23 protein-coding genes and 3 pseudogenes are annotated in these 23642 nt (G+C 53.3%); 15 read left to right on the forward strand and 11 right to left on the reverse strand.

Annotation, left to right across the window (positions count from 1 at the left end):
* Positions 1-37 precede the first annotated feature (37 nt).
* The 3 genes from ABGT65_RS07095 (at position 38) to ABGT65_RS07105 (ending at position 1775) form a co-directional block, all read left to right on the forward strand.
* Positions 38-1174: an aldose epimerase family protein gene (locus ABGT65_RS07095; RefSeq protein ID WP_346700879.1), complete on the forward strand. Its 1137-nt coding sequence runs from the start codon at positions 38-40 to the stop codon at positions 1172-1174.
* Positions 1175-1192: 18 nt separating this feature from the next.
* Positions 1193-1504 carry a hypothetical protein gene (locus tag ABGT65_RS07100; RefSeq protein ID WP_346700881.1) on the forward strand — a complete coding sequence of 104 codons (312 nt, stop codon included), beginning with the start codon at positions 1193-1195 and terminating at the stop codon, positions 1502-1504.
* Positions 1505-1571: 67 nt separating this feature from the next.
* The gene (locus tag ABGT65_RS07105) at positions 1572-1775 is read left to right on the forward strand and encodes a hypothetical protein (RefSeq protein ID WP_346700883.1); all 204 of its coding nucleotides are present in this window, start codon (positions 1572-1574) and stop codon (positions 1773-1775) included.
* Positions 1776-1779: 4 nt separating this feature from the next.
* Here the strand turns inward: ABGT65_RS07105 and ABGT65_RS07110 are convergent, their stop codons facing one another.
* The 7 genes and pseudogenes from ABGT65_RS07110 to ABGT65_RS07140 all read right to left on the reverse strand — a co-directional run bounded on the left by ABGT65_RS07110 (position 1780) and on the right by ABGT65_RS07140 (position 6479).
* Positions 1780-2001: a hypothetical protein gene (locus ABGT65_RS07110; RefSeq protein WP_346700885.1), complete on the reverse strand. Its 222-nt coding sequence runs from the start codon at positions 1999-2001 to the stop codon at positions 1780-1782.
* An 18-nt stretch (positions 2002-2019) separates the two neighbouring features.
* Positions 2020-2850 carry an aldo/keto reductase gene (locus tag ABGT65_RS07115; RefSeq protein ID WP_346700887.1) on the reverse strand — a complete coding sequence of 277 codons (831 nt, stop codon included), beginning with the start codon at positions 2848-2850 and terminating at the stop codon, positions 2020-2022.
* A pseudogene (locus ABGT65_RS07120) lies at positions 2847-3107 on the reverse strand (alpha/beta hydrolase); the annotation flags it as partial. The gene ABGT65_RS07115 and the pseudogene ABGT65_RS07120, both read right to left, overlap by 4 nt.
* A gap of 474 nt (positions 3108-3581) precedes the next feature.
* A pseudogene (locus tag ABGT65_RS07125) lies at positions 3582-4752 on the reverse strand (iron-containing alcohol dehydrogenase).
* Positions 4753-4897: 145 nt separating this feature from the next.
* Positions 4898-5236 carry a HigA family addiction module antitoxin gene (locus ABGT65_RS07130; RefSeq protein ID WP_346700889.1) on the reverse strand — a complete coding sequence of 113 codons (339 nt, stop codon included), beginning with the start codon at positions 5234-5236 and terminating at the stop codon, positions 4898-4900.
* 7 nt (positions 5237-5243) lie between these two features.
* Entirely contained in the window at positions 5244-5561 is a 318-nt protein-coding gene (locus ABGT65_RS07135) for a type II toxin-antitoxin system RelE/ParE family toxin (RefSeq protein WP_346700891.1), read from the reverse strand.
* A gap of 99 nt (positions 5562-5660) precedes the next feature.
* Positions 5661-6479, reverse strand: coding sequence for a helix-turn-helix domain-containing protein (locus ABGT65_RS07140; protein ID WP_346700892.1), 819 nt, complete (start codon positions 6477-6479; stop codon positions 5661-5663).
* A gap of 400 nt (positions 6480-6879) precedes the next feature.
* Here ABGT65_RS07140 and ABGT65_RS07145 point away from each other — a divergent pair, with 400 nt between their 5' ends.
* Positions 6880-7143 (forward strand): hypothetical protein, encoded by a 264-nt coding sequence (locus ABGT65_RS07145; protein WP_346700894.1) that lies wholly within the window; start codon positions 6880-6882, stop codon positions 7141-7143.
* A gap of 91 nt (positions 7144-7234) precedes the next feature.
* Entirely contained in the window at positions 7235-7894 is a 660-nt protein-coding gene (locus ABGT65_RS07150) for an aquaporin (protein WP_346700896.1), read from the forward strand.
* A gap of 126 nt (positions 7895-8020) precedes the next feature.
* Here ABGT65_RS07150 and ABGT65_RS07155 read toward each other — a convergent pair.
* Positions 8021-8122: pseudogene (locus ABGT65_RS07155) on the reverse strand (P-II family nitrogen regulator); the annotation flags it as partial.
* A gap of 328 nt (positions 8123-8450) precedes the next feature.
* On the opposite strand from ABGT65_RS07155, the gene gltB reads away from it, so the two are divergent.
* From gltB to ABGT65_RS07170, 3 genes are all read left to right on the forward strand, one after another.
* Entirely contained in the window at positions 8451-12941 is a 4491-nt protein-coding gene (gene gltB / locus ABGT65_RS07160; RefSeq protein ID WP_346700898.1) for a glutamate synthase large subunit, read from the forward strand.
* Between the two features lie 194 nt (positions 12942-13135).
* Positions 13136-13747, forward strand: a complete 612-nt coding sequence (locus ABGT65_RS07165; RefSeq protein ID WP_346700900.1) for a DJ-1/PfpI family protein — start codon at positions 13136-13138, stop codon at positions 13745-13747.
* 4 nt (positions 13748-13751) lie between these two features.
* The gene (locus ABGT65_RS07170) at positions 13752-14204 is read left to right on the forward strand and encodes a GNAT family N-acetyltransferase (protein ID WP_346700901.1); all 453 of its coding nucleotides are present in this window, start codon (positions 13752-13754) and stop codon (positions 14202-14204) included.
* 341 nt (positions 14205-14545) lie between these two features.
* Here the strand turns inward: ABGT65_RS07170 and ABGT65_RS07175 are convergent, their stop codons facing one another.
* Complete coding sequence (locus ABGT65_RS07175; protein ID WP_346703071.1) at positions 14546-15709, reverse strand: IS4 family transposase; 1164 nt, start codon at positions 15707-15709, stop codon at positions 14546-14548.
* A gap of 298 nt (positions 15710-16007) precedes the next feature.
* Between ABGT65_RS07175 and ABGT65_RS07180 the strand changes: the two genes are divergently transcribed.
* Genes ABGT65_RS07180 through ABGT65_RS07195 form a run of 4 tightly spaced genes read left to right on the forward strand, consistent with a single transcriptional unit; the run spans position 16008 to position 17687 of the window.
* Positions 16008-16304 (forward strand): helix-turn-helix domain-containing protein, encoded by a 297-nt coding sequence (locus ABGT65_RS07180; protein ID WP_346700903.1) that lies wholly within the window; start codon positions 16008-16010, stop codon positions 16302-16304.
* A gap of 11 nt (positions 16305-16315) precedes the next feature.
* Positions 16316-16582 carry a helix-turn-helix domain-containing protein gene (locus tag ABGT65_RS07185; protein ID WP_346700905.1) on the forward strand — a complete coding sequence of 89 codons (267 nt, stop codon included), beginning with the start codon at positions 16316-16318 and terminating at the stop codon, positions 16580-16582.
* A gap of 23 nt (positions 16583-16605) precedes the next feature.
* A complete protein-coding gene (locus tag ABGT65_RS07190) occupies positions 16606-17082 on the forward strand; it encodes a sigma-70 family RNA polymerase sigma factor (RefSeq protein WP_346700907.1) in 477 nt (158 codons plus the stop codon).
* A gap of 11 nt (positions 17083-17093) precedes the next feature.
* Positions 17094-17687: a hypothetical protein gene (locus ABGT65_RS07195; protein ID WP_346700909.1), complete on the forward strand. Its 594-nt coding sequence runs from the start codon at positions 17094-17096 to the stop codon at positions 17685-17687.
* Positions 17688-17878: 191 nt separating this feature from the next.
* Here the strand turns inward: ABGT65_RS07195 and ABGT65_RS07200 are convergent, their stop codons facing one another.
* Positions 17879-18079 (reverse strand): helix-turn-helix domain-containing protein, encoded by a 201-nt coding sequence (locus tag ABGT65_RS07200; RefSeq protein ID WP_346700911.1) that lies wholly within the window; start codon positions 18077-18079, stop codon positions 17879-17881.
* A gap of 20 nt (positions 18080-18099) precedes the next feature.
* Positions 18100-18660 carry a hypothetical protein gene (locus tag ABGT65_RS07205; protein ID WP_346700913.1) on the reverse strand — a complete coding sequence of 187 codons (561 nt, stop codon included), beginning with the start codon at positions 18658-18660 and terminating at the stop codon, positions 18100-18102.
* A gap of 98 nt (positions 18661-18758) precedes the next feature.
* Here ABGT65_RS07205 and ABGT65_RS07210 point away from each other — a divergent pair, with 98 nt between their 5' ends.
* The 3 genes from ABGT65_RS07210 to ABGT65_RS07220 all read left to right on the forward strand — a co-directional run bounded on the left by ABGT65_RS07210 (position 18759) and on the right by ABGT65_RS07220 (position 23637).
* On the forward strand, positions 18759-19352 hold the full coding sequence (locus tag ABGT65_RS07210) for an efflux RND transporter permease subunit (protein WP_346700915.1): 594 nt from the start codon (positions 18759-18761) through the stop codon (positions 19350-19352).
* Positions 19345-19821, forward strand: coding sequence for a TolC family protein (locus tag ABGT65_RS07215; protein WP_346700916.1), 477 nt, complete (start codon positions 19345-19347; stop codon positions 19819-19821). Before ABGT65_RS07210 ends, ABGT65_RS07215 begins: the two co-directional genes overlap by 8 nt.
* Positions 19822-20520: 699 nt before the next feature.
* Positions 20521-23637: a SusC/RagA family TonB-linked outer membrane protein gene (locus ABGT65_RS07220; protein WP_346700918.1), complete on the forward strand. Its 3117-nt coding sequence runs from the start codon at positions 20521-20523 to the stop codon at positions 23635-23637.
* The last annotated feature ends 5 nt before the right edge of the window (positions 23638-23642 follow it).

A 23642-nucleotide genomic window follows, 5' to 3' on the forward strand; every position in this document is an offset into this window, starting at 1 on the left:
ACGGAATAAATCATAATCATAAAATCGTATGGGGATCGTGAGACATTGGCATTTGTTGCTGCTGTTGTCGGCAGCCGGATTATGTTCATGCAGTGACGGCCGCCTCTCTGTGGTTTCGTCGGATTTCGGGGCGCTTTCGACCGGAGAGCGAACGACGCTTTACACCCTGACGAACAGTTCGGGCGCAGGGATGACCGTGTGCGATTATGGCGCGCGGATCGTCAGCATTCAGGTCCCGGACCGGAACGGCGAGTTGGGAGATGTCGTCGTGGGGTACGGAGACATCGCATCGTTTGAAGAGGGCGCGGAGCGGTTCATGGGCTGCGTCATCGGCCGCTACGGGAACCGGATCAACCATGCCTCGTTTTCCATCGATGGCCAAAGGTACGAACTGGTGCCAAACGAACTGCGGGACGGAGTTCCCGTCCAGTGCCATGGCGGTCCCGTGGGTTTCGACCGCTTTGTCTGGAAGGGTACGCCCCTGCAGGAGAAGGATCGGGTCGGCGTGCGATTCCAGCGGGTCAGCCCCGACGGCGAACAGGGCTATCCCGGGAATCTGGACTGCTCGGTGACCTATTGGTGGACCGAAGGGAATGTCTGCCGCATCGAATACGAGGCGACCACCGACCGCCCGACCGTCGTCAACCTCTCGAACCATACGGTATTCAACCTGAAGGGCCCGGGGGACCGCTATGTCATGAACCATCTGATGCAGGTGGAGTCCGATACGTATGTCCTGGCCAACCGGCAGCTTTGTCCCGACCGGCTCCTTCCGGTGGAGGGATCGCCGTTTGACTTCCGGCAGATGCGCCGGGTCGATTACCGGCTGGATGACTATGCCGATGAGCAGTTGCGCATTGCCAACGGCATGTCTGGGTGCTGGATCGTTCGGGATTGGGACGGGACGTTGCGGAAGGTCGTGGATCTCTACGCCCCGGAAAGCGGCCGCGGCGTCGTGACCTTGAGTACCGAACCGGCGTTTCTTACCTTTACGGGCCGGACGTTCGATGGCAGTCAGATCGGGAAATACGGTCCGATGGAAAAGTACTGCGGAATGCTCCTGGAGACATTCCATGTCGCCGATTCGCCGAATCAGTCCGAATTCCCGTCGACCGTGCTCCGACCCGGTGAAACCTACTCCTCGGTAACCGAGTGGCACTTCTATGTCAAATAGTATGATTCCCGCCTCCTTTTGCCGTTGACGCTGCTCGGACTGCTGTTCTCCGTCCGGGTGTGGGGCTGCGGATTTACTCACCTGACCAAGAACAACAACGGCATTTTCGGGAGCAAGGAAGCCATCGAGGCCTGCAAAAGGTCATTGGGCGAAGAAATGATTGTAAGCCTGCAGGTATATACCGATGCAAACGACAAGGACATGCGCAAGCGCGGGATCTTCACCACCAAGGATTTGCTTTACAAGATACTGGAAGTGCTTACAGACCATGTGGAGAAAGACAGGCGGAATCAAGCGGCTATGGGGCAAAATACCCGATGGTCGGCATAAGAATCCTTACGCATGGGCGGGTATCGGTTGTACGCTCGTGTCCTTTGCCTTGTTCATCGTCAATTGGATGCAGTGGCATGAATACCGGGAGGAAAACAGGAGGTTGAGAACGGTTGCTGACAAGTATCAAGTGACCACGGTCATGGTCAACGAAATGTACCCGGAACTGGCTTTGACCGTCGGGGCAAACGAGAAACTGGCGGAAACGGTCGGTGTGGATTCTACTCTGACCGTGTTCCACAGGCAGCTTGAAAAAGTGAGGCATAAATAAATCCTTAGTAATCCTCATAACCTTTACGGAGTTCGGGAATTATAATTTCGTTATCGGGCAGTTCACGGACGAATTTGTCCCATTCCTTCATAGGCAGATCCTTTATGGAGACAGAAACGGTGAAGGAAACGACACCGGCAGACGCCGCCGCTTCCTTCAGCTTTTTTGCCAACAGTTTCTTTTCCACTGGCGTATATCCCGGCAAGGTGGTAACGGTGATGTGCATGACTTACAAAAGTTTTAATCACCACCCCGCCAAATGAATCTTGTGCGTAGGAGCTGGAAACGCCCGGTCGATGTCTCGCAGGTCTTCTTCCGTCAGGGATATGTCAAGACTTCGGGCATTCTCCTCCACATGGGCGATGCTGCTTGCCTTGGGGATGGCGATGATATTCTGCGTCCGCATTACCCATGCCAGCATGATTTGTGTGGGAGTAGCATCATGCCTGCAGGCTATCTCTGTCAGCGTCTTGTGGTTGCGCAACCGTCCTTCGCCCAGCGGCGTGTAGGCCATGACAGGAATCTTCTGTTTCTCGCTCCACGGGATAAGGTCGTATTCGATGCCCCAGTCTTTCAGATTGTAGAGCACCTGATTGGCGGCGCAGTCCTTGCCGTGCGGCAGCGAAAGAATCTGTTCCATGTCCGCCACATCGAGATTGCTCATGCCCCATTGCCGGATTTTCCCTTCCTGCTGCAGTTCCACCAAAGCACGGACGGTCTCGGCAAACGGGTAACGGCCTATCCAATGCAATAGGTAAAGATCGATGTAATCCGTGCCGAGCCGTCGCAGGCTCCGCTCGCAGGCACGTTTTGTTCCCTCGTAGCTGGCATTGCTGGGCAGCACCTTGCTGACGATGAACGCCTGTTCGCGGCAATCACGCACGGCTTCGCCTACGAGGTCTTCCGTACCGTACATCTCGGCGGTATCTATCAATGTCAAGCCTAAATCAACGCCACGGCGCAAAGCTTTTATTTCCTCGTTGCGTCTGCGTCCCATTTGGTAGGTGCCTTGACCGAGCGGGCAGACCTGCTGCCCGTCCCGGAAAGTGATGTGCCTTTGCATGCCGCTTATCATTTCAGATATTCACGATAGAACGCCTCTATCTTGTCGAACGGTATCTTGTCGAAGTTGTCGTAGAGGTCGGTATGGTTGGCACCGGGGATAATCAGCAGCTCCTTGTTGTTGCCGGTCAGCTTCTTGTAGGGATCCTCGCTGAAGTAGCGTGAATGAGCCTTCTCCCCGTGGACAAGCAGCACGGCACTGCGGATTTCGCCTGCATAGGTCAGTATCGGCATGTTCAGGAACGAGAGTGTCGATGTCTTGTTCCACCCGCTGGTGGCGGCAACGGTGGCCTTGATGCATTCGTCCCCGTGCAGGCTGTACGTTCCCAAGCCGAGCACGGGCATGGTGTAGCCGCTGCTGAGCGTGATGACGGGCGGCATGCCGTTCTCGCCTTGGGTCAGGTCGAACAGACCTTCGTCGCTTTCCTCCGTATTGTTTTCGTTCTCATCGCCGCCGCAGGTAATCTCATTTTCCGCAGTTTGCTGATGCGTTCCGTCCGTGCCGCAGGCATTCGCTGACAAGGCCATGCAGCAGAGCATCGTGAAGAATAACAGTTTTCGTTTCATCATATCCTGTCGTTAGATTTCTTGTCACGATGCAAAGATACGCTGAAAATGCTGCCCCATAATTGGTGTGAAGCTCAAATCGTATTGGTGAAAAGGTCAATTACATATAACGATAATTGCAAAAAAAGCCCTGGCAATCAGAAATCGTCAGGGCAGGCATTCGCTTTCATTAAACTTTTACCGATAAGCCCTTTCAAAAATGCCTGCACAATCCTCATGCGACATTTCGCAGGGATTGGCGGCAAAGAGGCCACCCATTGTTTCGCGGGCATTACGTGCCAGTGTGTCACACTCTTCCTTACGGATGCCGTAGTCGCTCATCTTCAGGTTATCTACGCCACAGGCTTTCTGCAAATCGGCAAGCGCGGTCAGGAAGTCTTCGGGCTTGTCGGCGTCTTTCATGCCCATCGCACGCGCCATCTTGATGAACTGTCCGTCGCAGGCATGGCGTTCCACGAAGAAGCGGTAGAACTCGTTGGAAATCATAATCAGCCCTGCGCCGTGCGGCAAATCATAGTGATAGGCACTCATGGCGTGTTCCATCGAATGCTCGGCGGTGGTGCTGGTGAGTTGCATCGTCAGTCCGGCAATCGTGCTGCCGTAAGCTACCGCTTCACGGGCTTCCATGTCGTTGCCGTCCTTCACCGCACGGGGCAGGTATTTGGCGATATGCTCGATGGCCGACAACGCTATCGGTTCACTCAACACGTTCACAAAGCGGCTGATCATCACTTCCGTATTGTGGAACAAGGCGTCAAATCCCTGATATGCAGTGTACTTGGCAGGAACGGTACGCATCAGTTCCGGGTCCACAATGGCAAGCACTGGATTCAGTTCCGGTGTGCCGAAGCCTATCTTCTCGTTGGTCTCGTGGTTGGAGATGACACCCCAGCAATTGATTTCCGAGCCTGTGCCCGAAGTGGTGGCGATGGTTACGATAGGCAGTCCCGGATGCTGCAAGGGTTGCGCCTTGCCCGTACCGCCGCAGACATAGTCCCACAGGTCACCGGGATTGGTGGCCATTGCAGCCACAGCCACGGCAGAATCAAGCACTGCACCGCCACCCAGCGCAAGGATGAAGTCGCAACCGTTTTCCTTGGCGCAGGCGGCAGCTTACCACCTCTTTCGAGGGATTTTCGTGGACATTATTACAAATTGTGTAGGCAATACCAGCCTTTTCCAACTGTGCTGTCACACGGTCGAGCGTGCCGTTTACCTTTACAGACTTTCCGCTTGAAATCAGCAGCAATGCTTTCTTGCCCGGCAGCTTTTGATTGCCGAGTTCATTCAACTTACCTCGACCGAACAGCAGCTTGGTCGGCGTGAAAAGATTAAAATCCATGTTCATCGTTTTATCTCCTTATATTGATTAGGCATTTATACTCCTTGATTACGGATGCAAAGGTAAAGCAAAAGCCCCACAACGCGATTGCTGTGAGGCTCAAATAGTGTTGGTAAAAAGTTCAAATAAACATGTAAACCCATAAAGTCTTTCAGAGAACCGCAACCGATTTGCGTATGTTCTCCAAAATAGCGGAAAGTTTGTTGTCTCTCCGGGCGGTTTGCATATTATAGTCAGTCTGCAAACCGAGCCATATTGTTGCGGCAATCCCTGTCGCAGCCTCAATTTTTAATGCCGTATCAGTGGTTATCGAACGTTTTCCGTTGATTATCTCGTTGAATGCCGTATAAGGCATACCGATTATCCCGGCAAATTTTCTTTGCGACATTCCACGTGCCTGCAATTCGTCCTTGAGCATTTCTCCCGGATGTATGGCCACCGCACAGGCCAACTCGTTGGGGGCATAGATTTTCTTTGCTGTTGCTTCCATATCGCGTTTATTTATAATGGTTACTGATGTCCAACAAACGGCATACGGTTATTACCTGTTCGCCGAGAACCTCCCTGACTGTAAATTCAAGGCGGTATTTGATATTGATGCGCACGGATGAAATACCTTTCTTGTCGCCTTGCAGCACTTCGTAGTTCAAGGAGCGTATGCGGTAAAGCTGTTCTACATTTTCAGCGCGTATGAGAAACATCACGCATTTGTAGTAGCCCCTGATTACCTCGGGCTGGTAGCGCTGCTTCTTGTCACTTGTGCGGCCTTGCTCGAATAGCTCACGCAAATAGTCTTTATCGAACTCTATATACATATATCCGTTTTATTGTGCTGCAAATTTATTGTGCTGCAAAGATAATGCTTTTCCGCGGAATATCCACAAAAATAGTGAATATATTGTCCTTAATAATAGCTATACAATTGCGGTTACTGCAGTCGGAGCGATACCATACTGTTTCTTGAATGCCGCCGAAAAATGCGACTGGTTTCTAAATCCCACTTTGGCATAGACATCCACTACCTTGTTTCCTCCCTCCTTCATCAAGTTGTAGGCAACCTCCAACCGCTTGCGTATAAGCCACTTTTCGGGTGTCAGGTCGCTTATCTTCTTGAAGTCACGCTTGAACGTGGCAAGGCTTCTTCCCGTGTAGTGCGCCAAATCCTCCATTGAGAACTCGTACATATAGTTCTTGTTCAGGAAGTCCAGGATGTCGATTTTCCACGGCTCGTTGAAATCGAACAGCGTAGGCGCAAACCGTTTGTCGATATGAAGCAGGGCGAGCAGCCCTTCCTGCAGTTTCAGGTGCATGAAATCGTCCTGAGGCTTTACTTCCGGGTCGAAAAACGGTGTCAACGAGGCGAAAAGGCTTGTTATTTCCGCTGTCTTGGGCAGCTTAATGACTTCCTCCTTCAGTTTCGGCGTATTGGCCGGAACCTTGCGCTGTCCGAGCTTCGTGTACATCTCCCGCAGGAAATTACGGGTAAAGTTCAGGAAAATGCCGCAATAGCGTTCCCCATTTGCCGTCTTTTTATACATGGTGATATGGTGGTCGCGCGGGATAAAGACACATTCTCCCTTTCCGACATGGATTTGCTCTTTGCCGTTGTCCAATATCATTTCGCCGGAATACACGTAATTCATCGCATACTCCCGCGAGCGGTGGATGCAACCGCTGATGTCATCGTAAAAGAAGCTGTAAAACACGTCCTCATAGTTGAATATGAGTTTCATCGGACCGAGATTTTCTTCTATCTGTTTCTGTTTCATATTCGTCCTTTCTTTCTTTTTTCTGCTTGCAAAATTATAAAATTAACCCCGTATCGCCATTGTTATGCGGCTCATTTTTTTGTATAAAAAATAGAGAAACTGCAGTTGACTTATTCAAAAAAGCATGAATTTGGATGAGCATTTATATTTCGCTCTTCATTGTTTATAGCAGATTTCGGCTTTATCAATGAAAAAAAGTGTTCAGAGTATTTGATTTTCATGTCGGATATTTTAACTTTGTTATACTTTTCTAAGAGTATGAACGTAAAAACATAAATCCTAATATGAGTTTCTTGCAGATGATGATGTCATGCAGACTCAATCTTGCGATGTGAATTCGGAACCTTTTAACTTAATAAAATAAATGAGGATAAAAACATTGCTTCTTTTTGCCCTTGCGGCGAGTGCTTCGACCGTGATGACGGCATCTGCACAGGACAGCGGGTGGTGGATCGGAGGGCGTGTGGGTTATTGGCTCGACAAGGTCGATAACGTCAGCTCGAACAGTTTCGCGCTGGCTCCCGAGTTCGGCTATGACTTCAACTCTTACTATAACGGCGGCGGCGATGGTTTCGGATTCAACTTCAAATCTTCCGACCTGCGCTTCGGGTTCTTCTACTCATTCTAATTCGAAATAATCTGAAACCGCCGGCGGCCGCAGCGACACTATTGTCCAAGGTACCGAAAGCCGGCGGCGGTTTCCTAAATCAATTCATCCCATGAAAAACAAGTATATTGCTGAAGCTCTCGGCACGATGGTATTGGTGCTGCTGGGATGCGGAGCTGCCGTGTTCAACGGCGGTGCGACGAGCGTAGCCGCAGTACTGACAATTGCATTTGCATTCGGGCTGTCCGTGGTCGCAATGGCATACGCCATCGGTCCGATTTCGGGTTGCCACATCAATCCAGCCATTACGCTGGGCGTATGGCTCAGCGGCAGAATGAAAGGGAGCGAAGCCTGCGGGTACATGCTGGCACAGGTAATCGGCGCATTGGCAGGCTCCGCGATCATCTGGGCCATAGTCAACAGCGGAAGCATAACTCTCGGGGCTACGGCGACGGGTGCGAATTCGTATGCCGAAGGCAACCTTGTACCGGCATTGATCGCAGAAACCGTCTTTTCCTTTATTTTCGTTTTCGTCGTACTTCGGACCACGGATACCGAGAACGGTGCAGGACAGTTTGCAGGGTTAGCCATCGGGCTGACACTCGTGCTGATCCATATCGTTTGTATTCCGCTGACCGGAACATCTGTTAACCCGGCCCGCTCGATCGCTCCCGCCCTGTTCGAAGGCGGCACGGCACTTGCACAACTCTGGGTATTCATCGTGGCTCCTTTGTTGGGAGGCGCTTTGGCTGCATTGGCGGTCAAACGATAATTCAATAATCACAAAATCCAACGGCGGCGGGCAGAAATGCCCGCCGCCGTTGGATTTACGGAAGCTTTGTATGTATAAAGCCAACAGGCCGTGCGTCATTCGTTCATTGCATCGATCTTGGGAATCTCTCACATCGACGTAGGAGAACCACTCCACGCCGTTTTCCAGCAAGGCTTCCTTCGTCTCCTCGAACCTCGTTCGACGGATGACAGCTTCGATTTTCTTCATAATATATTGGATTGGGTTTGGGTATTCTCTGGAATCCCGGATTTGCGGACCCGGGCCTTTCCGCCGCAGGCGAAAAGCCGGAAAGAAAAACGCCACGAGGGTCGATTCCCCTGTGGCGTCGTGTCAGCGCTGTCGTGAGGCGGCAGATTCGATGGAGTTCGGCCATCGGTCGTTGCGTGTATCCGGAGATGTTTTTCGCATGATTGCCGCTGTATTGGATCTGTTGCAAGAGATAGGCGTTATTAAAATAATTTCAAAACAAATGCGCCGAAACTGCTCTTTTTTTTCAGAAATCGTTATATTTGTAGCGGTTAGATCAGGTCGCTCTATGAACAGAGAACAAACTATGCCGGACGGAGGATTGTACCGTCCGGAGTGCGAGCATGACGCCTGCGGCGTCGGACTCGTCGTCAACATCAACGGAAACAAATACCATTCGGTCGTCGAACAGGGGTTGTGCGTCCTCGAGCATATGGCGCACCGTGGAGCCGAAGGCTCGGACAACAAGACCGGCGACGGTGCGGGTATTCTGGTGCAGATACCCCATGAATTCATTCTGCTGAACGGCATTCCCGTGCCCGAGAAGGGGCGTTACGGCGTCGGCATGGTCTTCCTGCCGCGCGACGGCGCCGACCAGCAGCTTTTCATGCAGTTGGTGACGGAGGTCGTCGAGGAGCAGGGGCTTCGTCTGATGGCGTCGCGCAACGTTCCCGTTGACAGTTCGATCCTCGGCGCCGACGCCGCGGCGACAGAGCCCGTCATCCGGCAGTTCTTCATCGTGGGGTGCGACGACCGCCAGCGGCTCGAAGAGCTGCTCTACATCGTCCGCAAGCGGATCGAGTTCCGGCTGGCCGGCTCCGCCATCCGCGACAAACAGAGCTGTTACATCGTCAGTCTCTCGACCCGAACGGTCGTCTACAAGGGGATGCTCTCCTCCCGTCAGTTGCGCCACTACTTCACCGATCTGCAAAGCCCCTACTTTTCGAGCGCCATCGCTCTGGTGCATTCGCGTTTTTCGACCAATACCTTCCCGACGTGGAGCCTCGCGCAGCCTTTCCGGCTGATCGGGCACAACGGCGAGATCAACACCATCCGCGGCAACCGGCTCTGGATGGGGACGCGCGAGGCGGTGCTCCACCCCGAGTTCGCCGACGATGCGAAGGGCGACCTCGGTCCGATCATCCAGCCGGGGATGAGCGACAGCGCGTCGTTCGACAATGCGCTCGAATTTTTCCTGCGCGGCGGCATGTCGCTGCCGCATGCGCTGGCGATGCTCGTTCCGGAGAGCTTCAACGAGAAGAATCCGCTCTCGAAGAAACTGAAGAGCTTTTACGAATACCACTCCATCTTCATGGCTCCTTGGGACGGCCCTGCGGCCGTCATCTTCTCCGACGGCCGTTATGCGGGCGGCATGCTCGACCGCAACGGCCTGCGCCCGGCCCGTTATCTCATCACGCGCGACGGGCTGATGGTCATCGCCTCCGAGACGGGCGTGCTGGACATTCCGGCCGCCGACATCGAGTCGAAAGGGCGGCTGGAGCCGGGCAAGATCGTCATGGTCGATACCGAGCAGGGGCAGATTCTGTTCGACGACGAGATAAAGAGCCGGCTGGCCAACGAACACCCCTACGACGAGTGGCTGCACGACAACCGCATTCTCCTGAAAAACATCACCAGTGGACGCAGCGTGACGCACGAGGTGGAGAATTACCCCCAGCTGCTGCGCGCCTTCGGCTACGACCGGGAGGAGATCGACCGCATCATCCGGCCGATGGCTGCGACTGCGGCAGGACCGCTGGTTTCGATGGGCGACGACACGCCGATCGCCGTGTTGTCGCGGAAACCCCAGCGATTCTTCAATTTCTTCCGCCAGCAGTTCGCCCAGGTAACCAACCCGCCCATGGACTCCATCCGCGAGGAGCTGGTCATGTCGCTGACGAGCTACATCGGTGCTGTGCGCAAGAATATTCTGAAGCCCTCTCCGGAGTTGTGCAAGGTGGTGATGATGTCCTCGCCGATCATTTCGGACCGCGATCTGGACATCCTGCGCCATCTGGAATACAAGGGATTCCGCACGATCACGCTGCCGATGCTCTTTCCGGTCGGCGGCGACGGCGCGGCGCTCGAAAAGGCGCTCGGCGAACTGTGCCGGGCCGCGGAAAAGGCGGTGGACGGCGGATACAACTATATGATCCTCAGCGACCGCGGCGTCGATGCCGCGCATGCCGCCATCCCCTCGCTGCTGGCCATGTCGGCCGTGCACCACTACCTGATATCCCGTCGCAAGCGTTCGCAGATCGCCGTGATCGTCGAGAGCGGCGAGGTGTGCGAGACAATGCACGTCGCCCTGCTGATGGGCTACGGCGCCAGCGGAGTCAATCCCTACATGGCATTCGCCATTCTCAAGGCGCTGACTGACTCCGGGGAGTTGCAGCTCGACTTCGAGGCCGCGGAGCGCCATTATATCAAGGCCGTGGACAAGGGGATGCTGAAAATCATGTCCAAGATGGGCATTTCGACCATCCGCAGCTACCGGGGTGCCGCGCTGTTCGAACCGCTCGGCGTCGGCGAGAAGCTGCTCGGACGCTATATGGGCGGCGGCATCTCGTCGATCGGCGGCATCGGCCCGGACGACGTGGCCCGGCAGGCTTCGGCCATGCACGCGCTGGGATTTGCTCCGGGAGCCGCCGACGAACCGCTCGAAAACGTGGGACGCTATGCCTACCGCCGCGACGGCGAGTTCCACGGCTGGAATCCCGCCACGGTGCTCTCGCTCCAGGCCGCGGCGCAGACGGGCGATCCGGAGAAGTTCGCCGAATTCACCCGCCACGCCGAGCACGCCGATACGCCTGCGTTTCTGCGGGATGCGATCGAGATCGTCAGCCCCCGAGCCCCGATACCGCTGGAGCGGGTCGAACCCGCCGAGGCGATCATGCGGCGTTTCGTCGTCGAGGCGATGTCGTTCGGCGCCATCAGCCGCGAGGTCCACGAGACGCTCGCGGCCGCGATGAACCGCATCGGCGGTCAGAGCAACACCGGCGAAGGGGGCGAGGACCCCGCCCGCAACATTCCGCTCCCCGACGGCACATCGCTGCGCAGTGCGGTGAAGCAGGTCGCATCGGGGCGTTTCGGTGTCGATGCGGAGTATCTGGTCAATGCCGACGAGATCCAGATCAAGGTCGCCCAGGGTGCGAAGCCGGGCGAGGGAGGCCAGCTGCCAGGCTTCAAGGTCGATGAGATGATCGCCCGTACCCGCCACTCGATTCCCGGCATCACGCTCATCTCGCCGCCGCCTCACCACGACATCTATTCGATCGAGGACCTGGCCCAGCTGATCTTCGACCTGAAGAATGTCAATCCCGAAGCGCTCGTCAGCGTGAAGCTGGTGGCCGAGAGCGGTGTGGGAACCATCGCCGCGGGTGTTGCCAAGGCGAAGGCCGACAAGATTCTGATCAGCGGCTGCGACGGCGGTACGGGTGCCAGCCCCGCGGATTCGATGAAATACGCGGGCGTTCCGGTCGAGATCGGACTTGCGGAGATTCAGCAGACGCTCGTCCTCAACCGGCTTCGCGGCCGGGTGCGCCTGCAAGCCGACGGGCAGCTGAAATGCGCCCGCGACGTGCTGGTCTGCGCCCTGCTGGGAGCCGAGGAGTACGGATTCGGCACGGCGGCGCTCGTGGCACTGGGTTGCCGGATGCTGCGCAAGTGCCATACCAATACCTGTCCGATGGGCGTGGCGACGCAGGACCCGCAACTGCGCGAACGCTTCACCGGGACCGCCGACCGGCTGATCAACTACTTCCGGTTGCTGGCCGAGGACATCCGGCGTCGCATCGCGGAGCTGGGTTACGAGCGTCTCGACGATCTGATCGGGCGCAGCGACCTGCTGCGCCAGCGCACCGCACCGCCGGAGAGCCCCGTCGCACGGCTCGATCTGCGGCGTTTGCTCCACCGGCCTGCCGGCGACGCCGACATCCGCTGCCGCCTGTCGCAGGAACACGCGCTGGCCGAGGTTCTGGACCAGCTGCTGCTGCCGCTGGCCGACCGGATTCTCCGGGACGGGAAGAGCGTTTCGCAGACCTTCCCGATCGCCAACACGGACCGCAGCGTCGGTGCCATGCTCAGCGGATACGTCACGCGGAAGTGCGGCCGCGGGGGCCTTCCGGCCGAGGCGCTTTCGGTCACGTTCCGCGGAAGCGCCGGGCAGAGTTTCGGGGCCTTCCTCGCGCCGGGAATTTCGTTCCGTCTCGAAGGCGACGCCAACGACTATCTCGGCAAGGGCCTCTCAGGCGGCCGGATCGTCGTCGTTCCGCCCGCCGGGTCGCGCTTCGCGGCCGAAGGTAACGTCATTGCCGGGAACACCCTGCTCTACGGTGCGACGGGCGGCGAAGCCTACATCGACGGACGGGTCGGCGAGCGCTTCTGCGTGCGCAACAGCGGCGCCACGGCCGTTGTCGAGGGCGTGGGCGACCACGGCTGCGAATACATGACCGGAGGTCGTGTGGCCGTGCTCGGACAGACCGGGCGCAACTTCGCGGCCGGCATGAGCGGCGGCATCGCCTACGTCTGGAACCCGCGCGGAGATTTCGACTATTACTGCAACATGGAGATGGTCGAACTGACCCTGCTGGACAACGCCGACGACAGGGAGGAGCTCCATCGACTGATCGCGGCGCACGTCCGTCACACCGACAGCCTCATAGGACGCAGGATGCTCGAAGAGTGGGAACGCTATGCGCCCCAGTTCATCAAGGTGACTCCGGTCGAATACAAACATCACCTCGAAAAAGATATCTGCGGTAAATCAAAAGAAAAATAAAATATTTTTATAAGGAGTATATTATTGATAATAAGGTTAATAATCTGTGAAATGATCTTGCATATTCCGAAATGTGATGCCATCTTTGTTCTACAACAAACAACTGTACTCGGCTCCAAGGTATAGTTGGTAAAAGTAAATTAACGTTAGATAAATTTTTTACATACGGACAAGTATTCAGCCATTTGAATGTTATGAACAACGAGATTCTATATATACTCTTACCGGATTATGCTGCGCATGAAGTGGTATATCTTTCACAGGCTATCGCTTCTGATGAATATGCGCTGAAAGAAAACCCGAAATATGTTAATAAGGTTGTAGCCCCGACAATGGAGCCTGTAAAATCCATCGGTGGTTTCCGCACTTTACCCGATTACTCATTTGAAACGATGCCCGATGATTATGCGGCATTGGTATTGATTGGTGGTTTCGGTTGGACGGCACCTGTTGCAGAACAAGTCGAGCCGTTTGTCAGGCAAGCCATAGAAAAAGGAAAGATTGTCGGTGCAATCTGCAATGGGGCTTCTTTCATGGCAAAGTGCGGCTTCCTCAACGCCGTAAAGCATACCGGAAACGGATTGGAGCAACTGAAAATTTGGGGCAGTGGCAATTACATCAATTCGGAAGGATATGTAAATGCCCAAGCTGTGAGCGACAAGAATATCGTGACAGCAAACGGTTCCGCAACGCTCGAATTTGCCAAGGAGTTGCTCTTACTGCTCGAAAACGACACGCCGGAACGTATCGAAATGTACTATCAGTTTTACAAGCAAGGCTTTTGCTCGCTTTTTCCCAATCAATAATAGTATGGAAGTAATATCTCTACGACATTCCCCGGAATATCTCGACAGAGCCATCACCTACTTCCAGAAAAAATGGGCTACGGAAGAATCTATGTCGGTTTACGATGACTGCCTGCGGAATTGTATTGATGCCGAGAATCCACTCCCACAATGGTATCTGCTGGTTGATGGTGCAAAGATTATCGGTTGCGCGGGGCTTGTCACTAACGATTTTAATTCACGCATGGATTTATATCCTTGGCTTGTGGCTCTGTACATTGAAGAAGATTATCGGGGGCACAATCTTGGAAAGACATTGATAGATTGTGCTGCCCGAGATACTAAAGCGTTTGGATTTAAGACATTGAATTTATGTACTGACCATATAGGATATTATGAGAAACTTAGATTCAAATATTTAGGTGACTGTCACCATCCATGGGGTAAGAAATCAAGGATTTATCAAATATTCGTATAGCATTGACAGGATAATAGGAAATGGAAAAAGCCGCCGAACGATTCTGTATTGCTCGGCGGCTTTCTTAAATAATACAAAAACACCCGACTTTACATTCTTGGGTGTAAAATCGGGTGTCGATTTCGTAATATGCTGATATTCAGCATTTGTTGCGGAGAGAGAGGAACATGAACTTTTTATGTAATCCACTCTATACCAGACTATTAAATTGAGCGCCGGTGTAAAATGACACCATATAGGCCACATCTAATTTGCACTTATCTTCCCTTATACGCACCTGGCTAACACAAAGTTATAAATATTTTCATTAGTGTCCCGTTAAAATGGGACGAGTTAAACAATTAATCAAAAAGCCCCGGAATCAGGGGATCATTTAGATCTTTGACATCATTGAAATTAGTCTTGTCGAACAGGTCACGCAAGTGGGTTTTGTCAGTCAATGATATGCTGAGAATTTGCAAAACTTCATAGGTTGAACGTTTCAACTTCATATCATGTTGGACAATAGCCACAAGACAGTACGTGATAATAACCACACTAATTTGTATGCGAACAGCGTTCTCTGCTGTGCCCCAGAATTTCTTTATCTTGAGATGCTGCTTGAGCCATTTGAAGAACAGCTCGATTAACCATCTTTTCTTATAAAGATTGGCGACATCCAGTGCAGAAAGTTGTTTTGCATTCGTCAAGAAAGTGAACTCACGGTCATCCTCTTCGTCGTAATATCGGACGAGTCTGAATGACTCAGGATATTTTTTCTCGGAGAGATATCCGGTCAGTTTCACTTCCGCATCTGTCATTATGTTCTTTGGCATTCTTCGCTTCCATTTGACTGTCTTATACTTTAAGTTTGTCTTGGCTCTGACAACAAAGAAAGAGTCTGTAAGATGTATCCTATAGAGTTCTTTAAAGGAGTTATAAGCCCTGTCGAATATATAATAAGCATTTGGTTCATAATGGATTGAAGACATTGCTGTGGAATCATGCTTTGAAGCAGTGGTTACGGTATAGAAAGCAGGAACTTGTGCTTCAATGTCGTATAAGACATGAGCTTTCACCCCTCCTTTCTTGCTTCGGAACTTTGCCCATGGGAATGTTGCAAGACACAACGGAATCGTTGTTGAATCAAACGCATATTTCTTTCCGGAAATGTCAAGGATGTTGGTCGTCCGCTTCTCGCAGGCTTCCTTCATCATATAGAATGCAAAGTCTTCGAAGATTCTGTAATCACGGTTCTGGTTGGCTGTCGCAAGAGTTGTTTTGGCTATCGGTTCACGACCTAAACCAAGATGATATTGCTTGGCCCTATGCGCCTCGAAAGCAACGATTAAGTCTCGCAGGCTCTCACGGTTACTCAGTTGCCCAAACATCATCGCGAGCATCTGGTTCCAGCAAGTGAAATGTTTCACATATCGGTTGCCATCATACTTGCGAACACAGTTGTTAAACTGGGTCCTGTTCAGAAAAGCGGTTAATTGAGAGAATACGTATTTGTCTTGGAACATAGCAGCCATTTGTATTAGACTGCAAAGTTGCAAAATCAAGTCCGTTTCATTTCAAAAAACCGTGTAATTGACTATATTTCAATAATTTCAAAGAACTATTTATCCACTTTTACGGGACAGTAGTGAAATATTTTTTTTCATCTGCAACTAAAATATTCTGAACCCTCGGTCTGTGATGTCATATCTGTACCCAATTTCAGGTAATAAACAGGTAATATAAATATATAATTGATTCAAACACTGATAAACGAGTTCCGGGGTTGTCCCATTTTTGCCGTGGAAACCAAATCCGACAAAGATGGAAAATCAACACACGGATGACCTGTCCCGCATCCTGCGGACGGTCGAAGAGATCCTCGAGATCGTACACTTCATGAAGGATCACCGGAGCCAGCTCGAAGGTGATCCGATCCTCGATTTTGCGGAGGTCTGCCAGTTGCTCCGCCAGAGCGAACGCCAGGTGCGCCGCTTCCGCGAACAGGGGCTGCTTGTCGGCTTCACCATCGGAGCCCGGCGTATGTACCTGCTCTCCGAGGTGCAGGAGTTCATCCGCAAGATGCGCCGCCGCGGAAAACTCGAATCGTTGAATCAATAAATCCGTTACCCATGGAAACCAAACAAAATCCCCGCATCTATCGGCTTGTACCCTCCGAACAGCTCGAACGTCTCATCAAGACGAATTTCCTTTTGAGCAAGGGTCTGCTGCTTTTTGAATACCTGTGCAGTCAAAGCGACGAGCCGCTCTTCCTGACGGCCGATGCGGCCTGCGAAGTCCTCGGTATTCATCCCGAGACGCTGACCCGTTACCGTCAAAAACGACTGATTCGCCCCAAGATCTATCGGCGGCGGTTTTTCCGAGATTCGGTTGTCTAACAGTATAGAAATCTGAAATCAGGATGGAACAGAAGGAACAGGAATTCACCCGACTGGTAGAAAAACACAAGACTCTTGTCTATATCGTCTGCTATATGTTTGCCGGAAGCAGAGTGGAGGCGGAAGACCTCTTTCAGGATGTGCTGGTCAGGCTCTGGGCAGGATATGACTCATTCCGCGGAGAAGCGGATGTCAGAACCTGGATCTACCGCGTCAGTCTCAACACCTGCTTGAACGGCCAGAAAAAGATGAAGAAAAACAAACGGATCCCGTTAAGCATCGATGTCGACTTCTTTAGTGAGATAAGCGACAGAACGCTGCAGATCAGACGGCTCTATGACCGGATAAACCGACTCGGACTTGTTGACCGGGCTCTGATTCTCTTATGGCTCGAAGGGCTATCCTATGCAGAAATCGGAGCGGTCATAGGCATCTCCGTAAAGAATGTCTCCTTCCAGCTCTACAGGATCAAAGAGGAACTGAAAAAAATGAACATCTAAATCTTAGGGCTATGCAGATTGACAATTTATCCATGCAGGAGGAACTCCGGCAAATGAAGGCGGATTATGACTATCTCAAGGCGGACATGGACAGGCAACGGATAATCAACCGGCAACTCATGGAACGGGTTTTACGGGACCATGTCGGTGTGCTGGATGCAAACCGGAAAACCGCCTTGGCGAGTATGGGTGCTGCGATCCTGATCACATTGGCCGCCGCCTATGTCAGAGGCCTTGACATGTGCCTCGCCGGTATGATTGCGGCATTCTATGCACTTATGCTGATCGGTTATGTATTCATATACCACAAACTCGGAAAAATAGAATCCGGGACAGACAACGTCCTCGCGACGGTAACCAGATTAAGGAATTTCAAACGGAACTACATGATCGTCAATACAGGCTCATGGGTGCTGGTGGCTGGTCTCATGTGCTTCCTGCTGCCTGAAATCTACGACACATTCCGAATGCCGGAGCATGGGATCGCTGCCATAGCCGTCATGTGTGCGGCTCTCCTTGCCGGTATCTGTAGCCAGTATGTTATGGACAGGAAAGTGATCAAGGCGTGCAACGACATTATTAACCATCTGAAAGACAGGTCTTGACAGACTCATCCCGCGGCCGAAAGGGCTGTTCGGCCGTTCTCCAGCGGGTCCTCCGGCCCGCAGCAGCAAATGTCGGGGCAAAGTAATCCGTAACAATATGATTCCCAGTGGTTCGTCATCGGATTACCCTCCCCCGCATCCGACGGCTGCCCGACATAAATTTCCAGGATGCCCCGGCTGGAGGGGCAGACTCACATCTCCCTGTATGCCGTCGGCGAACAGCCGACGGCCTTCTTGAAGTAAACCCCGAAAAACGGCTGATTGGCGAAATTCAACATGTCGGAGACCTGTTGGATCGTATACTGTCCGCTTTTCAATAGGGCCTTGGCCTCCAGAATCACGTAATCGCGGATCCACTCTCCGGCGTAACGCCCACTGACGGCGTATACCACCTGCGAGAGATACTTGGGCGTCAGGCACACCCGCTCGGCATAGAAACCAATGCTGCGTTCCGAGGCATAGTGCTGCCGCAGCTCCTCGATGAAACGGTCGAAAATCTGTCTCTTGCGCGAACCCTGCCGGGCATCCTGCTCCTCGACGAGCGGGGCATCAGCTGGCAGATCTCGCCGTAGAGCACCTGCAGATAACCCTTCAGGATGTCGTGCTTGAAGCGGAAATCGGGTTGTCGGAGCTTGTCGAGCAGGGCGCGGAAGATGACGAGCATCTCGGAAGTCTGGGCATCGGTAAGCTCCAGCAGCGACCGTCGGGCTAGAAACTTCCAGACAATGAGTGCCCCTTCGGAGTTCTCCTCCGTGAGGATATAGTCGTTCGGGAAGGCGATTAAGACAATCTGGAAATCGGGCGAAAAATCCAGACACTGGCCGATCGACCCCGGCGTGACAATCTGCAGCGAATTGCGGTGCAGTTCGTATTCGTTGAGATTCAGCCGGACGCGCATCGTCCCGCCCAGACAGAGCTGAAGCATCGAAAATTGAATCTTGAAGAGATAGGGTGCCGTGAGGAAGCGGCGCATCGTCGGATCGTACGGGCCGGCGTTTCGGCCCTCGAGGAGGGTGAAAAGGTCCGCGTGGTACCCGCTCCGAGTCAAACCAATGCGGGAGGGCTGTTGTGATGAAGGCAACCAAATTTTTCGTACGCCGTCCCGTCCTATTCTGGTCGCTCATGGGGGCCATCCTCATTGCCGGCCTCCTGTCGTTCATCCGAATGCCCAAACTGGAGGATCCCGCCGTCGCCGTCATGCAGGCGATGGTCATGGTCCCCTACCCCGGAGCCAGCGCCCACGAAGTGGAGCTCCAGGTGGCACAGATGATGGAGAATGAACTGCGCGCACTGCCCAACGTCAAGAAGGTTAAGAGCGAATGCCGAAACGGTTCGGCCATGCTGACCGTCGAATTCCAGATGACGGTCCTGGACCGCGACCTCGAACAGCTCTTCAACCTGTTGCGCCGTAAGGTCAATGACGCCGCGTCGCGCCTGCCCGAGGGGTGTTACGACCCGGTGGTCATCGACGACATGATGGATGTCTACGGCATCTTCTACGGACTGACGGCCGACGACGTGGAGGAGATCCGCAACCTGGAGATCCGCACGATGGACGGACGCCAGCTGCGCATCGGCAACGTGGCCCGGGTCGAGCGGGGTTATGCCGCGCCGAAGCGCAACGGATTCTTCGTCGACGGACGCCCGGCACTGGGATATGCCTAACTACGGCAACATCAAACTCAACAGCGTGGTCGATGCGGGCAACGGAACCTTCATTCCCCATACACAGGAGTTTCGCGACGGAATCGGTCTGGCCATGCTGGCCGTGAAGATCCCCATCTTCCACTGGGGCGAGAGCCGCAAAAAGGTGCGAAAGGCCCGGTACGAACTGCAGAACGCCCAACTCGATCTGCAGAAAAACACGCGGCTGATGTCGCTCGAGGTCGAGCAGGCTATCCGCAACATGGAGGATGGTTACCGGATGATTCAGACCGCCGAACTTGCCCTGCAACAGGCCGTGGAGAATCTGCGTGTGATGCGCAACCGATACAAGGCGCAGATGGCTCCGTTGACCGACCTGCTGGATGCCCAGTCGCAGTGGCAGCAGGCCGCCAGCAACCGCATCGAGGCTCTGACACAGTACCGCATCTACGAAACCGAATACCGCAGAAGCACCGGTACGTTGGAATAATTTCAAAAAAAAGAGTGTTGACGGGTACGGTCGGAAACGGATTCCGGGCGTACCCGTTTCTTATGCCCGGCTCCAAACGCCCGCCTGACTGGCTCCGAAAACGGGGCCCGGGTCCGGATTCGAACGACGGAAGCTCTTCCAGCCGAAAAATGAACAGAGTGTATCCGGAAACCAAATACAAGTGTTGTGTGCAATGGGGGCAGTAAGATTATTACCTTATAAATATTGCACGGATACGCGACCTTTTGAACTATTTACAAGAAAAAAATAAAAAAAATACAGCGTTCGGCACAACCGGATAAAAACATCTGTAATGAACGGAATTACAACATAAAACACAACTCCTCACGGCCCGTTTCCTCTATTTTCGGGCCGTTACCGGCTCTGATTGAGCCTCTCGGGATATGGTTTTTTGATTTTTTATATTATATTTGTAATAGCAATCACACTCTTGGTTAGACAACATAAAGACACACCGAATCAAATGTAACCCGGAATGAGTTCTTTCTCTTCCGGGAAATCGGATTAAAAACGGTCGTATCTTTCTGGCGGGGTGCATGCCTCCCGACCATACTCCCTCACTGACGGGAGAGGCCCTTGTTATATCAACGCAAAACGTTGCCGGATATTGTGGTTGCCTGACGAATAAAAAAGGTTGTGCCAATATAAGTCAATGTTTAACTAAAAGATCTCATTCGAATGAAAACAGGAAAATTTTACTCTCGATGGCAGATCGTCGCCGTGTTGTGGCTGATGATGGCCTTCCCCGTGTCGTTCGTTCATGGACAGGAGAAGGAGTCAGCTCAGCAAACCGACTCATCCTCAAGGGGGGGGGTACAGGTTATAACCGGTCATGTCTGTGACAAACAAGGAGTTCCGATCATCGGTGCAAGCATCGCCTGCCAACGAACAGGGGCCGGAGTCGTCACCGATGTGAACGGAAACTTTACCCTCAAAATAAAGACCAAACGAGACCAGGAGACGCTCGTAATCTCCTATCTGGGCATGAAACGCCAGAATCAGGTAATCAATTTCGCCCAGATCAAACAGCCTCTGAAGTTCGTCATGGAGGAGGACACAACCTCGATCGATCAGGTCGTCGTGACGGGTATCTACAACCGAACCAAGGAGAGCTTTACCGGCTCGTATACAACCTACGACGTTAAGGAACTGAAAAATGCCGGTAACATCAACATCATTCAGAGTCTGAAGACAATCGACCCGTCCTTCGCTCTGCTCGAAAACAACATGTTCGGATCCGACCCCAACCAGTTGGCCGATGTCGAGATCCGCGGAAAAACAAGCATCGTCGGATTCAAGGAGGTATTCGGGGAAGACCCGAACCAGCCGCTGTTCATCCTCGACGGTTTCGAAACAACCCTCCAGACCATCATGGACCTGAGCCTGGACCGGGTGGCATCGGTGACCGTGCTGAAGGACGCCGCATCTACGGCCATCTACGGCGCCAAGGCCGCAAACGGTGTCGTGGTCGTCGAAACCAAATCCCCGGAACCCGGACGCCTGCGCGTCTCCTACAGCGGCAACTTCGATATCTCGTTCGCCGACCTGAGCGACTACAACCTGATGAACGCCCGGGAAAAACTGGAATTCGAAAGACTGGCCGGCCGCTTCGAATCCAACCTGGTGGCCAGCGAAGGTATGCTGCAGCAACGCTACAACGATCTGCTGGCGGAAGTGGAACGAGGCGTGGACACGTATTGGATGTCGGAACCCCTCCGGCTGGGTCTTAACCAGCGACACAACCTCTATGTCGAGGGTGGCGACGAACGAATGCGTTACGGAGTCGGACTCAACCTCAACAATCAGCAGGGTGTCATGAAAAACTCCGACCGCCGGGTGTTCAGCGGAAACGTCGACCTGCTCTACCGCGTCGGCAAACTGAGTTTCTCGAACAAACTGACGATCGACGCTACCAACCTGAGCAATCCGGTGGTTCCATTCTCGGAATACGCCGAAGCAAACCCCTATTATCGGAAATACAACGAAACCGGGGGTATCGACCAGTGGCTCGAAGCCCGCACGTACAGCAATCCCGCCAATGTCGGCTATACCGAAATCTGGGTCGGGAATCCCCTGTGGAACGATTCGCAGAACAGTTATGACAAGGGAAACGGACTCTCCGTACAGAACAATTTCCAGTTGGAATACCGACCGCTCGACTATCTGTACGTCAGAGGTCGCTTCAGCGTCCAGAAAAGCATCGACGAAACCGAAGCTTTCACCTCCCCGACGGACACGCAGTTCGATGGCGAAGACCTCCTGATGAAAGGCTGGTACCGAAACGATTCGGACAAAGGAATCAACTACAACGGGGACCTGACGGTCACTTTCGGTAAACTGTTCGGCCAAAAACATCAGGTGAATGCCGTGCTGGGTTCGAGCATCTCGGAGGCCACCAGCGTGACCAAAGGGTTTGAGGCTATCGGGTTCCCGGAAGGCGACTTCACGACTCCCGCCTTCTCGAATCAGTACGCCGAAGGCGGAAAACCCAGCTACTCCGACTACAAAAAACGAAGCGCCAGCTTCTACTTCAACGGAAACTACTCGTTCGATAACCGCTACCTGCTCGATGTCAACCTGCGCTCGGACGGTTCGTCGGTGTTCGGAACGAACAAGCGCTTTACAACAACCTGGGCCGTCGGTGTGGCCTGGAACCTCCACAATGAACCCTTCCTGAAGAATCTCACCGACGCATTCTCGATGTTCAAACTCCGATCGTCGATCGGTAACCCCGGAAACCAGAACTTCGGATCGTTTACCTCGATTACCACCTACCGGTTCAACAACTGGATGATGAACAATTTCGGCACCGGATTGTTGATCAACGATTTCGGAGACCCGGATCTCGACTGGCAGAAGACCATAAACCTCAATGTCGGTATCGACCTCAGCATCCGGAACCGCCTGCACCTGACCTTCGACTACTACAACAAACACACCGATCCGCTCCTGGCAAGTGTGGGTATTCCGCTGTCGGTGGGAACCTCGTCGCGCCTGATGAACATCGGACAGCAGATCAACAAGGGTTTCGACGGAAGTATCCGCTATGCAATCCTCTACAGACCCGAACAGCGCATCAACTGGACCGTCGGTGTCGATTTCCGGCACAATCGGGCTTACTACGACGGCATCGGAGACAAACTGAGCCAGTATAATGCCGAGAATCAGACCAAGAGCCTGATGCGTTACTACGACGGCGGCAGCCCCACGGCGCTCTATGCCGTACGTTCGGAGGGTATCGACCCCGCAACGGGTCGCGAAATCTTCCTGACGGCCTCCGGAAAACGAACCTTCACCCACAGTTACAACGACGAGGTGCTGGTCGGTGATACCAACCCGGATATGGAGGGGACGATCAACAGCTCGCTCTATTGGAAAGGATTCTCGTGCAGTTTCTACCTGCGATACAGCTGGGGCGCCGACCAGTTCAACTCGACGCTCTACAACAAGGTGGAGAATATTTCCGAGGAGGGCCTGAAGGTCAATCAGGACAAACGGGCGCTCTACGACCGCTGGCAGAAGCCGGGCGACATCGCTCAGTTCAAGGGTATATCCCTGACCGAATACACGCCGATGTCGTCGCGCTTCGTCCAGAAGAACAACTACATCGAACTCGAATCCGTACGCGTATCGTATGAATTCCAGCAGAAGTGGATGAGCAAGGTCGGAATATCGGGCCTGATTCTGAGCGCATACATGAACGACATTTGTCGTTTCTCGTCCATCGAGGACGAACGCGGTATCAGCTACCCATTTGCCCGAAGCGTATCTTTGTCGTTAACCGTTAATTTCTAAGAACA

Origin of the sequence: uncultured Alistipes sp. (assembly GCF_963931675.1) — a bacterium.
Lineage (GTDB): Bacteria > Bacteroidota > Bacteroidia > Bacteroidales > Rikenellaceae > Alistipes.